At 67.7% G+C, this 12,605-nt stretch carries 11 protein-coding genes; 8 read left to right on the top strand and 3 right to left on the bottom strand.

The features are described from left to right. Positions 1-9 precede the first annotated feature (9 nt). The 4 genes from ACZYYX_RS22580 to ACZYYX_RS22565 all read left to right on the top strand — a co-directional run bounded on the left by ACZYYX_RS22580 (position 10) and on the right by ACZYYX_RS22565 (position 2,795). On the top strand, positions 10-588 hold the full coding sequence (locus ACZYYX_RS22580; RefSeq protein ID WP_221362673.1) for a DUF1707 SHOCT-like domain-containing protein: 579 nt from the start codon (positions 10-12) through the stop codon (positions 586-588). Between the two features lie 43 nt (positions 589-631). Then, on the top strand, positions 632-1,489 hold the full coding sequence (gene map / locus ACZYYX_RS22575) for a type I methionyl aminopeptidase (protein ID WP_463816855.1): 858 nt from the start codon (positions 632-634) through the stop codon (positions 1,487-1,489). Between the two features lie 20 nt (positions 1,490-1,509). Then, complete coding sequence (locus tag ACZYYX_RS22570) at positions 1,510-2,169, top strand: hypothetical protein (RefSeq protein WP_463816854.1); 660 nt, start codon at positions 1,510-1,512, stop codon at positions 2,167-2,169. A gap of 62 nt (positions 2,170-2,231) precedes the next feature. After that, positions 2,232-2,795, top strand: a complete 564-nt coding sequence (locus ACZYYX_RS22565; protein WP_463816853.1) for an alpha/beta fold hydrolase — start codon at positions 2,232-2,234, stop codon at positions 2,793-2,795. A gap of 31 nt (positions 2,796-2,826) precedes the next feature. On the opposite strand, the gene ngg is transcribed toward ACZYYX_RS22565, so the two are convergent. The 3 genes from ngg to ACZYYX_RS22550 all read right to left on the bottom strand — a co-directional run bounded on the left by ngg (position 2,827) and on the right by ACZYYX_RS22550 (position 8,138). Then, a complete protein-coding gene (gene ngg / locus ACZYYX_RS22560; protein ID WP_463817186.1) occupies positions 2,827-4,539 on the bottom strand; it encodes an N-acetylglutaminylglutamine synthetase in 1,713 nt (570 codons plus the stop codon). Between the two features lie 80 nt (positions 4,540-4,619). Beyond that, the gene (locus tag ACZYYX_RS22555; RefSeq protein ID WP_463816852.1) at positions 4,620-6,425 is read right to left on the bottom strand and encodes an N-acetylglutaminylglutamine amidotransferase; all 1,806 of its coding nucleotides are present in this window, start codon (positions 6,423-6,425) and stop codon (positions 4,620-4,622) included. Between the two features lie 141 nt (positions 6,426-6,566). Further along, complete coding sequence (locus ACZYYX_RS22550) at positions 6,567-8,138, bottom strand: amino acid permease (RefSeq protein ID WP_463816851.1); 1,572 nt, start codon at positions 8,136-8,138, stop codon at positions 6,567-6,569. A 182-nt stretch (positions 8,139-8,320) separates the two neighbouring features. Between ACZYYX_RS22550 and ACZYYX_RS22545 the strand changes: the two genes are divergently transcribed. From ACZYYX_RS22545 to ACZYYX_RS22530, 4 genes are read left to right on the top strand one after another with little or no spacing between them, the layout of a single operon-like run. Then, positions 8,321-9,685 (top strand): glutamine synthetase family protein, encoded by a 1,365-nt coding sequence (locus ACZYYX_RS22545; protein WP_463817185.1) that lies wholly within the window; start codon positions 8,321-8,323, stop codon positions 9,683-9,685. After that, complete coding sequence (locus tag ACZYYX_RS22540) at positions 9,672-10,439, top strand: gamma-glutamyl-gamma-aminobutyrate hydrolase family protein (RefSeq protein ID WP_463816850.1); 768 nt, start codon at positions 9,672-9,674, stop codon at positions 10,437-10,439. The genes ACZYYX_RS22545 and ACZYYX_RS22540 overlap by 14 nt, the downstream gene beginning before the upstream one ends. Further along, entirely contained in the window at positions 10,436-11,818 is a 1,383-nt protein-coding gene (locus tag ACZYYX_RS22535; RefSeq protein ID WP_463816848.1) for an aldehyde dehydrogenase family protein, read from the top strand. Before ACZYYX_RS22540 ends, ACZYYX_RS22535 begins: the two co-directional genes overlap by 4 nt. After that, positions 11,815-12,591, top strand: a complete 777-nt coding sequence (locus ACZYYX_RS22530; RefSeq protein ID WP_463817184.1) for a 3-oxoacyl-ACP reductase — start codon at positions 11,815-11,817, stop codon at positions 12,589-12,591. Before ACZYYX_RS22535 ends, ACZYYX_RS22530 begins: the two co-directional genes overlap by 4 nt. Positions 12,592-12,605 lie beyond the last annotated feature (14 nt).

The following is a 12,605-nucleotide window of genomic DNA, read 5'->3' as shown; positions in this document are numbered from 1 at the left end:
GGAACCGCCATGACCGATATCGAGCTGCGGATCTCCGACGCCGACCGCAACGGCACCCTGCGCCGCCTGCACAACGCCGTCGCGCTCGGCCTGATCGACATCGCGGAGTTCGAGGAGCGCTCGGCGATGGTGTCGCGGGCGCGGCTGCCATCCGACCTCGACGCCCTCGTCGGTGACCTGCCCGGCCCAGGGGCGATCGTGGCCTCGGCCGCCGACCGCGTGGAACTGCGTGGCGTCTTCGGTTCGCTGAGGCGCCAGGGTGAGTGGGTGGTGCCGACCCGACTGGCGCTCTACCGACGGATGGGCTCGGTGGAGCTCGACCTCACAAGAGCTCGGTTCGCCGGCCCCATCGTCATCATCGAGCTCGACATGAAGTTCGGCGGCTTGGATCTGAGGCTTCCCGATGGCGCCAGCGCGTCCATCGACGACGTCGAAGTCAACGTCGGCAGCGCCACCGACCACCGCAAAGAAGCTCCCGCAGAAGGAAATCCGCATGTGGTGCTGACCGGCAAGGTGGTATGCGGTTCGGTCGACATCCGAGGCCCCCAGAAGTCCTGGCGGGTCGGCCTACCGCGGCGTGGCCACTGATCGGCTGACCACCAAGGCCGGCGCGGCGACTAGCATCGAGACCATGTCTGTTCGGACCGCCCTGCGACCCGGCACCGTGTCGCCGACACTGCCGGTGCCCGCCTCGATTCCCCGACCCGAGTACGTGTGGAAGCCGACCGCGCAGGAGGGCAGCGAACCGTGGGTGCAGACGCCCGAGGTGATCGAGAAGATGCGGGTGGCCGGCCGGATCGCCGCCGGCGCGCTGGCTGCCGCGGGTGAGGCCGTCGCACCGGGGGTGACCACCGATGCGCTGGACCGGATCGCCCACGAGTACATGATCGACCACGGCGCCTATCCCTCGACGCTGGGCTACAAGGGCTATCCCAAGTCGTGCTGCACGTCGCTGAACGAGATCATCTGCCACGGCATCCCGGATTCGACCGTGATCTCCGACGGCGACATCGTCAACATCGACGTCACCGCCTACATCGACGGGGTGCACGGCGACACCAATGCGACGTTCCTGGCCGGCAACGTCTCCGAGGAGCACCGCCTGCTGGTCGAACGCACTCACGAGGCGACCATGCGCGCGATCAAGGCCGTCAAGCCCGGCCGCGCCCTCTCGGTGGTCGGACGGGTCATCGAGGCCTACGCGAATCGGTTCGGCTACAACGTCGTTCGCGATTTCACCGGCCACGGCATCGGCACCACGTTCCACAACGGCCTGGTGGTGTTGCACTACGACCAGCCCTCGGTGCAGACCGTGATCGAACCGGGCATGACGTTCACCATCGAGCCGATGATCAACCTGGGCAGCCTCGACTACGAGATCTGGGACGACGATTGGACCGTCGCGACCACCGACAAGAAGTGGACCGCACAGTTCGAGCACACGCTGGTGGTCACTGAATCCGGCGCGGAGATCCTCACGCAGCTCTGAGCCGTCGGTAGCCTGATGCCATGCACTGGCGCGCCGTCCTCGCGACCGTTGTCGCGCTCACGGTCGGCGCCTGCGCGCCGACGGTGACCGGGACGGCGACCTGGCCGGGTGCGCGGCTGGACAGGGCGCTGCTCACCGCGGCCGACTTCCCGCCCGGCGTGCACTACGAGCGGGTCGACAAGGCGCCCGGCGCCGCGGACGGGGCGGGTGGCCCGCCGCCGATGCTGTCGAAACCCGAGGGCTGCACCGACGGTCTGACCCGGGACATCGCCGCCACCGCCGAGCGCGGACCCGGTAGCGGTGCGGAGTACGTGGCGGCCTACGACGGCGCGCGCATGGTGATCACCGTGCTGACGTGGCCGCTCGATCTCGGCCGGTTGGCCGCGACTGCCGAGCGCTGCGCGACGTTCGAGACTTTTTTCGCTCCTAGCGATCCCGGTATTCCGATGACGACCACGCGCCTGCAGACCGACCGCGCCGACGCCCTTGTCTACGAGCAGACGATGCATCTCTCCGGCGCCGACAGCACGGTCTATTTCTCGTTCGAGAATATCGGCGCGGCAGCGGTTTTCGGCATCGCCTTCCCGACTCGGGACCCCTCGATTCCCGTGCAGGGCACATTGCCGCAGACGTTTCTCGACACGATTTCCCGGCAGGCCCAGCGCGTCGCGTCGGCATGACGCATGCGTCAACCGCAGGCAAATCCGCCCGCTGACTCAGCTGTGGACGGTAGCGTGGCGCAATGCCCGCTCCCATGATCACCGTCGACGGCGTAGGGGTGCCCGTCGAGGTCGCCGGTCCCGAGAACGGTTCGGTCGTGGTGTTGCTCGGCGCCGCCCAGAAGGCGCCCGCCGCGTACGAAGCCGTGTGTCAGCGATTGCACACCGCCTCGTTGCGGACGGTGGTCATCGGCCCGGATCCCCGGCTCACGGCGAAGTCGGTGATCGACATCCTGGACAGGCTCGACGTGCGGTGGGCGTTGCTGGTGGGGGACAGGCTCGGGGGTGAGCTGGCCTGGGAGCTGGCGGCGACGAGGCTGGACCGCTTCATCGGCCTGGTCGTCATCGATCGCGGTCACCCGCGGGTGCCTGACCTGGCTGGGGCGGTGCGCGACGAGGGTTGCCCGCCGGTCGAACTGAACACCACCGCGCTGGTGAGCACCCCCGCAGCGCGGGCGGTGGCCAAGGCGAGCCAGCGCTTTGTCTACGGCGAGTACCGGATCGTCGATCTGCTGGGCCGGCGGCAGGCCGCCGATTCGACGGCGCAGCTCGCCGCCGAAATCGTGATGCGCACCAGCACCTGGTGAATCAGGCCGTGGCGACTCAGGCCGCGGTGAATCAGGCCTCGGTGTCGGCGCTGCTCGGTGCTTCGTCAGGGGTCCACGCCTGCGGGATGCCTGGCTGACCGGGGAACAGGAAGTCGACGAATGCGGCTGCGGTGGGCTGGGGTTCGTGATTGGCGAGCCCGGGTCGCTCGTTGGCCTCGATGAACACATAATCCGGCCGGGTGACGTCGGGCACCAGCAGATCGATGCCCGTCACCGGGATACCGATCGCCTCGGCCGAGGCCACGGCGACCCGGCACAACTCCGGGTGGACGGTCGAGGTGACATCGTGAATGGTGCCGCCCTGGTGCAGGTTCGCGGTGCGCCGCACACGCAGCCTCTCCCCTTCGGGGAGCACGTCGTCGAACGAGTAGCCGGCCTCGCGAACGGTGTTGTCGGTGACGACGTCCATGGGGATACGGGACTCACCGCCGGTGGCCGCGGCGCGCCGTCTGCTCTGCGCCTCGATCAGCTCACCGATGGTGTGACGGCCGGTGCCCGTCACCTCGGCAGGCAGTCGCAGGGCCGCGGCGACGACCTTCTTGTCGATGACCACCAGGCGCAGGTCGTCGCCCTCGGCGCGCTGTTCGATCAGCACTTCGGGGTGCTGTTCGCGGGCCCGAGCCAATGCGGAGTCCAGTTCGTCGTCACTGTCGACTCCGACGGTGATGCCCTTGCCCTGCTCGCCTCGCGTCGGCTTCACCACCACGTCGCCGACCTCGGCCAGGAATTCGTGGTCGGCGTCGTCGAACGTCGCGAGCCGCCCCTTCGGTACGGCGATCCCGGCCTCGGAGACGATGCGGCGGGTCAGCCGCTTGTCGTCGCACCGGCTCATCGCCACGGCAGATGTGTACTCCGACAACGACTCTCGGGTGACCACACTGCGTCCGCCGTGGGACAGGCGCATCTCACCGGCCTCGGCGTCGAGCACCTCGACCCAGATGCCACGCCGCATCGCCTCATCGGCGATGATGCGCGCGTACGGGTTGAGGTCGTCGACCGTCTCGGGCGGATGGGTGAACAGCGGCTCGTTGATGGCGTTCTTGCGCTTGACCGCCATCACCGGGACGCGGCTGAAGCCGAGCTTCTCGTACAGCCCGATCGCGGCGTTGTTGTCGTGGGTGACCGACAGGTCCATGTAGGACCGCCCGCGGTCGCGGTACAGCGTTGCCAACGCACGGGTCAGGGCTGCGCCGACGCCGGGCAGTGTCGCCCCCGGGTCGACGGCCAGCGTCCACAGACTGGTTCCGTTCTCCGGATCGGCGAACAAGGTGGTGTGGTCGACGCCGGTGACCGTGCCGATCACACTGCCGTCGTCATCGGCGACCGCGACCAGATAGTCGACCGAGGGCTGGTTGCGGTGGTTGTCCCACAGCACGTCGGTCGGTGCGGGCACCATGCCGCACCGGACGTAGACGCGGTTCATCGCGTCGGCGTCCTCCCGCTGCTCCAGCGAACGCACCGTGAACCCACTGGGTGGCCGGACGTCGTCGTCGGCCTCGGTGAAGCGCAACCGGTAGGTGTGGCTGGGATCGATGAACAGCTCAGCCGGGGCCTTGGACACCAGCACATGCGGCTCGCGTGCGTAGATACAGATGTCGCGGCGCCCCTGCGCCTCCGCGCGCAGCACGTCGGCCAACCGGGCCGGATCGCTGAACGTCTGTCCGAAGATCAGTCGGCCCCAGCCCAATTCGAGCACCACATCGTCGGCCATCGCGTCGACCATGTCGGGTGGAGACGCCTCGTGCAGCGCAAGGGTGATGGCCTCGGACCGCTCTGACGCCGGATCGGTCCTGTCCACGCTGGTCACGCCGCCGGCCCGCTGATGCCGTGCTTCTGCAGCCACAGTTCGAGCAGCGCGATCTGCCACAGCTCGTTGCCGCGCAGCGGCGTGAGTTTGCCGTTGGGGTCGGCCAGCAGGCGCTCGACCGCCTCGGGCCGGAACAGGCCGCGCTCCTTGGCCGCCGGCGCGTAGAGCGCATCACGCACCAGATTCAGGTAGGGGCCTTCGAGGTGGGTCAGTGCGGGCACCGGGAAGTAGCCCTTGGGGCGGTCGATCACTTCAGACGGAACGACTTGCCGCGCAGCCTGTTTGAGCACGCCCTTGCCCTCGTGGGCGGTCTTGAGCTGCGGCGGGCAGGTCGCGGCGAGCTCGACGAGGTCGTGGTCGAGGAACGGGACGCGACCCTCCAACCCCCAGGCCATCGTCATGTTGTCCACGCGCTTGACCGGATCGTCGACCAGCATCACGGTGGTGTCCAGGCGCAGCGCCCGATCCACCCCGGTCTCGGCGCCGCCGCGGGCGAAGTGCTCCGTGACGAACAGTTCGCTCGGGTCGTCCTCAGCGAGGTAGGCGGCCGACACCAGATCGCTGTAACCGGTGCGGTCCCGGTCGAAGAACGCGCCGCGGTAGCTGGCGACGGAGCCCTCCAGGGACGCGGCCGAGGGCTCTCCCATCGGGGGATACCAGTGATAGCCGGCGAACACCTCGTCGGCGCCCTGCCCGGACTGCACGACTTTGACGTGCTTGGCCACCTCTTGGCTCAGCAGGTAGAACGCCACGCAGTCGTGGCTGACCATCGGTTCGCTCATCGCTCCGATCGCGCCGTCGAGAGCGGGCAGCATGCGCGCGGTGTCGATGCGGATCTGGTGGTGGTCGGTGCCGAAGCGCTTCGCGATGATGTCGCTGTACTTGAACTCGTCGCCGGCCACCCCGTTGACCGACTCGAAGCCGATCGAGAACGTGGCGAGGCCGTGCTGGCCGGCTTCGGCCAACAATCCGACGATCAGGCTGGAGTCGACGCCGCCGGACAGCAGGCACCCGACGGGAACGTCGGCGACCAGCCGACGTTTGACCGCGACCCGCAGGGACTCGAGTACGGCGTCCTCCCAGTCCTTTTCGGACCAGTCGGCGCGATCGGCGTGGCGGGTGAAGTCCGGCTCCCAGTACGTCGTGACCGTGCGGGTGCCATCGGGTTCGATGGCCATCAGCGAGGCCGGCGGGAGCTTGGTCACCCCGCGCAGGATGGTGCGGGGCGAGGGCACCACCGAGTGGAACGTCATGTAGTGGTTCAGCGCGATCGGGTCGATGCGGGTGTCGATGTCACCGCCGGCCAGAAGGGCAGGCAGTGAGGAGGCGAACCGGATCCGGCGGTCCGTCTCCGACAGGTAGAGGGGTTTGATCCCCAGCCGGTCGCGGCCCAGCAGCACCCGTCCGCTGTCGCGTTCGACGATCGCGAACGCGAACATGCCCTTGAGGCGGTCGACGAACCGGTCACCCCAGTGGTGGTAGGCCTTGATCAGCACCTCGGTGTCGCTGTGGGAGAAGAACCGGTACCCGTGGCCGGACAGTTCGTCCCGAAGGCTCTCGTAGTTGTAGATGCAGCCGTTCCAGGCGATCGACAATCCGAGCTCGGCGTCGACCATCGGCTGCGCACCGGCTTCGGTGAGATCGATGATCTTCAGCCGCCGGTGGCCGAGAGCGACACGGCCCTGCGACCAGACGCCGGCGGCGTCGGGGCCGCGGGGGACCATGACTTCGGCCATCGCGGTGACGGCGCGGACATCTGGGTTGGTTCCGTCGAGGCGTACCTCGCCGGTGGCTCCACACACGTGTTCGACCCTACTGTAGTGTCGGCGTTCCTCGATCAGACGTTGACTCCGCGCAGCACCGCGCGGCGATGGAACGGTTTACCCGCCCGTCAGCCCGCCAAACGCCGATTCGGCATCAAGATCGAGATCCGCGTCACAGGGTCAGCCGACGTTCTCCAGCTCTCCGCCGGACTCGTCGACCTGCTTGATGGGCCCGGTGAACCACTTTTTCACCGAGGCGTGCCAGTAGATGTAGAGCAGGATGAGCACGGTGCCGACGAGCAGCGGGGTGTAGTTGACGAACTTCCACTCGAAACTCGGGTCCCACGGCGCACCGCTGATCGAGGTGGGGAACATCGCGATGATCGAGGTGATGACGATCTCGAGGATCGCCACCGGAGCCATCCACCGGTGGTGTCCGCGCAGGTTCCACTTGCCCAGCGGGAACGAATCGCCGGCCTTCCAGCGGTAGTAGATCGGCACGGCGAAGCACAGGTACAGGCCGACGACGCCGATCGAGACGACGGCGAAGAACGCGACGGGAACCGGGGCGCCGTTGATGTCGACCTCGACCAGTGCAGGCAGGGTGATGATCGCCGCGATGGCCGCCGTCAGCATCACCGCGTTGGCGGGCACCCGATTGCCGTTGACCTTGGACCACAACTGGTGTCCCGGCACGGCCCGGTCGCGGCTGAAGGCGAAGAGCATGCGGGACGCGCTGGTCTGGCAGGCGGTGGTGCAGAACAGCTGCCCGGCCGTCGAGATCAGCAGCACGATCGCCACCCACTTGGAGTCCATGGCCTGGGTGAAGATCGTGGCCACGGCGCCGCCGCCGGCGGTCACGCCGTCGACGTCCTGGACGGCGAACAGGAACGTCAGCAGCAGGATCCAGCCGCCGATCGCGGAGTAGAAGATCGATCGCCAGATGCCCTTGGCCGCTCCGTCGGCCGCGCTCTTGGTCTCCTCGGACAGGTGCGCGGACGCGTCGTACCCGGTGATCGTGTATTGCGTCAGGATCGCCGACATCGGCAGCACGAAGAGAAGGAAGCCGAAGCCGGAGGTCGAGCCGCCGAACCAGCCTGTGTTGTTGACGGTGGTGGTGAACACGGTGGAGAAGCTGGCGTGCTGCTCGGGGATCAGCCACAGGATGGCGACGACGGCGAGGGCGCCGATGACGTGCCACCACACCGAGATGTTGTTGATGACGGCCAGCAGATGCGACGAGAAGATGTTGATCAGCGCGACGACGACGAGGATCACGATGAAGATCACGAAGGTCCGGGTGAGGCTGTAGCCGGCGAGCCAGCTCTCGCTGAAGGTGCCCAACGTCAGGTCCAGGAAGGTCGCGCTGCCGTAGGCGACGGAAGCCAGGATGGCGATGAGCCCGACGAGGTTGAGCCAACCGGTGTAATAGCCGGCCTTGGGGCCGCCGAGTTTGGCTGCCCACCAGTAGATCCCACCCGAGGTGGGAAACGCCGAGACCAGCTCGGACATGCACAGCCCGATGATCAGGATGAAGACCGCGATGATGGGCCAGCCCCAGGCGATGGCCGCCGGGCCGCCGTTGTTCCAGCCCAGGCCGAACGAGGTGAAGCAGCCCGCCAGGATCGAGATGATCGAGAACGAGATCGCGAAGTTGGAGAACCCCGACCACGATCGGTGCAGTTCCTGGGTGTATCCCAGCGAGGCGAGGTGCTTTTCGTCGTCGTCGAGCAGTTCGTGACCTTCGGGCACGGGGGACCTCCTGTGTGGGGGGACAGGTGCGCGTCGGCGGCGGCGCAGGCGCCGAGCATGACAATAAACCGCTATTGGTCTGGTGTCCTACCTTTGGAGGCAGATTTGTGCGAGTGTGTTCGGGCGCGAAAGCGCGCGGCGGGCACACGGGCCGATGCAGGGTGACGAGGATGAGGACACCGATGGGGACACGAGGCATGTTGTCGCGATCCGAGCTGGACGGGTTGGTCGACTCCGGGGACATCGACACGGTGATCGTCGCGTTCTGCGACATGCAGGGCCGGTTGACCGGTAAGCGGATCTCGGCGCGGCTGTTCGCCGACGACGTCGCCGAGCACGGCGCCGAATGTTGCAACTACCTGCTGGCTGTCGACGTGGACAACAACACCGTCGACGGGTACGCGATCTCGAGCTGGGAGACCGGTTACGGCGACATGGTGATGACGCCGGATTTCGCCACGCTGCGCCGTATCCCGTGGCAGCCAGGCACCGCGCTGGTGATGGCCGATCTGTCATGGACGGACGGTCGACCGGTGACCCAGGCGCCGCGCAGCATCCTCAACCGCCAGATCGACCGCCTCGCCGAGCGCGGTCTGGTGCCTTATGCCGCCACCGAACTCGAATTCATCGTGTTCGACGACACCTACCGCGACGCCTGGGCCGCCGGATACAAGAACCTCACCCCGGCAACCGATTACAACATCGACTACGCGATGCTCGCGTCGACGCGCATGGAGCCCCTGCTGCGTGACATCCGGCTCGGCATGGACGGCGCGGGTATGTACTGCGAGGGCGTCAAGGGGGAGTGCAACCTGGGCCAGCAGGAGGTCGGGTTCCGGTACGACCATGCGCGCACCACCTGTGACAACCACACCATCTACCGCAACGGCGCCAAGGAGATCGCCGACCAGCACGGCAAGAGCCTGACGTTCATGGCGAAATTCGATGAGCGCGAGGGCAACAGCTGCCACATCCATATTTCGCTGCGCGGTGAGGATGGCAGTGCGGTGTTCGCCGACGCCGACGCCGCGGACGGGATGACACCGTTGTTCCGCAGCTTCATCGCAGGTCAACTGGCCACCATGCGGGAATTCAGCCTGTGCTATGCGCCGAACATCAACTCCTACAAGCGTTTTGCCGAAGGAAGCTTCGCGCCGACGGCGATCGCGTGGGGTTTCGACAACCGCACCTGCGCGCTGCGCGTGGTCGGCCACGGAGCAGGCATGCGGATGGAGAACCGTGCGCCCGGCGGCGACGTCAACCAGTACCTCGCGGTCTCGGCATTGATCGCCGGCGGTCTGTACGGCATCGAGAACGAGCTCGAGCTGCCGGATGCGTTGGAGGGCAATGCCTACAAGAGCGACGCCGAGCGGCTGCCCACGACGCTGGCCGAGGCCGTGGAGTTGTTCGACAACTCGACGATCGCCCGTGAGGCGTTCGGCGACGACGTGGTCGACCACTACCTGAACTACGCGCGCGTGGAGCTCAAGGCCTTCAACGCCGCGGTGACAGATTGGGAAAGGGTGCGCGGTTTTGAACGCCTCTGATCCTGTACGGCCAGTCATCGGGCTGACGACCTATCTGCAGCAGGCCCAGACCGGGGTGTGGGATGTGCGGGCCAGCTTCTTGCCCGCGATCTACTTCGAGGGCGTCGGGCTGGCCGGCGGCATCGCGACGCTGCTCCCGCCGCAGCCGGTCGACGGCGCCATCGCCGATCGCATCCTCGACGGGCTGGACGGGTTGATCGTCACCGGCGGGCGAGATGTCGACCCCGCGGCCTACGGCAGCACCCGGCATCCGGCCACCGACGAACCGACCGCGGACAGCCGCACCCGCGACGCGTTCGAGCTGGCGCTGCTGCACGCCGCCCTGCGCCGCGGCCTGCCCGTGCTGGGTATCTGCCGCGGCGCCCAAGTCCTCAACGTCGCGCTCGGCGGGTCGCTGCACCAGCACCTGCCCGACGTGCTCGGCCATCCCCGCCACCAGCAGGGCAACGCGATGTTCTCGACGTCGACGATCACCACCGTCCCCGGTACGCGGGTGGCCGCGCTGGTCGGCTCGGGCACCGACGCGCAGTGCTACCACCACCAGGCCATCGATCGACTGGGCGACGGTCTGATCGTCAGCGCGTCGGACAGCGACGGCGTGATCGAAGCAATCGAGGTGGATCCGCGCCGCCACCCCGGCCAATGGGTGATCGCGGTGCAGTGGCATCCCGAAGAGCGGCTCGACGACCTGCGTCTGTTCGCGGGCCTGGTCGGCGCCGCGGCGCAGAACGCAGCGAGGAAAGTGAGCGCATGAGCAAGACCAGTGACGTGATCAACCCGGCCACCGAGGAGGTGCTGCGCACCGTCACCCACACCGACGAGGCCGGCGTCGACGACGCGGTCGCGCGGGCCGCCGTGGCGCAGAAGGCGTGGGCCAGGCTGGCGCCGGCGGAGCGGGCGGGCGCGTTGCGTGCCTTTGCCGCCGTCGTCGACGCCCATGTCGAGGAGTTGGCGCAGCTGGAGGTCGCCAACTCCGGCCACCCCGTCGGCAACGCCCGCTGGGAGGCCGGCCACGTCCGCGACGTGCTGCAGTACTACTCGGCCAGCCCGGAGCGGTTGTCCGGCAAGCAGATCCCGGTCGCCGGCGGGCTCGACGTCACGTTCAACGAACCGCTCGGCGTGGTCGGTGTGATCACGCCGTGGAACTTCCCGATGACGATCGCGTCGTGGGGGTTCGCCCCAGCGCTGGCCGCTGGCAACGCCGTGCTGGTCAAGCCCGCCGAGTGGACGCCGCTGACCACGATGCGGCTCGGCGAACTCGCCCTCGAGGCGGGGTTGCCGGCTGACCTGTTCCAGGTGTTGCCCGGCCGCGGCTCCGTGGTGGGCGAACGCTTCGTCACCCATCCCGATGTCCGCAAGATCGTGTTCACCGGCTCGACCGAAGTCGGCATGCGGGTGATGGCCGGCGCGGCGCAGCAGGTCAAGCGCGTCACGCTGGAACTCGGAGGCAAGAGCGCCAACATCGTCTTCGACGACTGCGATCTCGAGAAAGCCGCGGCGACGGCGCCCTACGGTGTGTTCGACAACTCCGGCCAGGACTGCTGCTCCCGCAGCCGAATCCTGGTGCAGCGCAGCGTCTTCGATCGCTTCATGGAACTGTTCGAGCCGGCCGTCAAGGGTGTGGTGGTGGGGGATCCGCGCGCCGAAGGCACCGAGATGGGCCCGCTGGTGTCCAAGCCGCATTGGGAATCGGTGGCCGGCTACGTTCCCGACGACGCCCCGGTGGCCTTCCGCGGGGACGCGCCATCGGGTCCGGGATACTGGTTCCCGCCCACGGTTCTCACACCTGCGCGCGACGACCGCACGGTCACCGAGGAGATCTTCGGTCCGGTCGTGACGGTGCTGCCGTTCGAGGACGAGGCCGATGCGATCGCGCTCGCCAACGACACCCCCTACGGGCTGTCCGGGTCGATCTGGACCGACAACCTGTCGCGTGCGCTGCGGGTGTCCCGCGCCGTGGAATCGGGCAACCTGTCGGTCAACTCGCATTCGTCGGTGCGCTACAGCACCCCGTTCGGCGGCTTCAAACAATCCGGGCTGGGTCGTGAGCTCGGCCCGGACGCCCCACTGTCGTTCACCGAGACCAAGAACGTCTTCATAGCTGTTGACACACTTCAGGAGGTTGAGCACTGATGGATCTGACCCAGCGGCTGGCCGGCAAGGTCGCCGTGATCACCGGCGGCGCCAGCGGCATCGGTCTGGCGACGGCCAAGCGCATGCAGGCCGAGGGTGCCATCGTCGTCATCGGCGACCTCGACGAGGCCACCGGGCAGAGCGTCGCCAACGACATGAACGTGACCTTCGTGCAGGTCGACGTGTCCGATCAGGTCGCGGTGGACAAGCTCTTCGACACGGCCGTCGAGGTCCACGGCGGGGTGGACATCGCGTTCAACAACGCCGGCATCAGCCCGCCCGAGGACGACCTCATCGAGAACACGGGCATCGACGCCTGGCAGCGCGTGCAGGACATCAACCTCAAGTCGGTGTTCTTCTGCTGCAAAGCCGCTCTGCGACACATGGTTCCGGCGCAGAAGGGCTCGATCATCAACACGGCGTCGTTCGTCGCGGTGATGGGCTCGGCGACGTCGCAGATCTCCTACACCGCGTCGAAAGGCGGCGTGCTGGCGATGTCGCGCGAGCTCGGTGTGCAGTACGCCCGCCAGGGCATTCGGGTCAATGCGCTGTGCCCCGGCCCCGTCAACACCCCGCTGCTGCAGGAACTCTTCGCCAAGGACCCCGAGCGGGCGGCGCGCCGTCTGGTGCACGTGCCCGTCGGCCGCTTCGCCGAGCCCGAGGAACTGGCCGCTGCGGTCGCGTTCCTCGCCAGCGACGACGCCTCGTTCATCACCGCGTCGTCGTTCCTCGTCGACGGCGGGATCAGCGGCCACTACGTCACCCCGCTGTGATGCCTCGGTAGCCA

This window comes from Mycobacterium sp. IDUB_1, from assembly GCF_055419625.1.
This window is presented reverse-complemented; position numbering and strand designations above follow the sequence as displayed.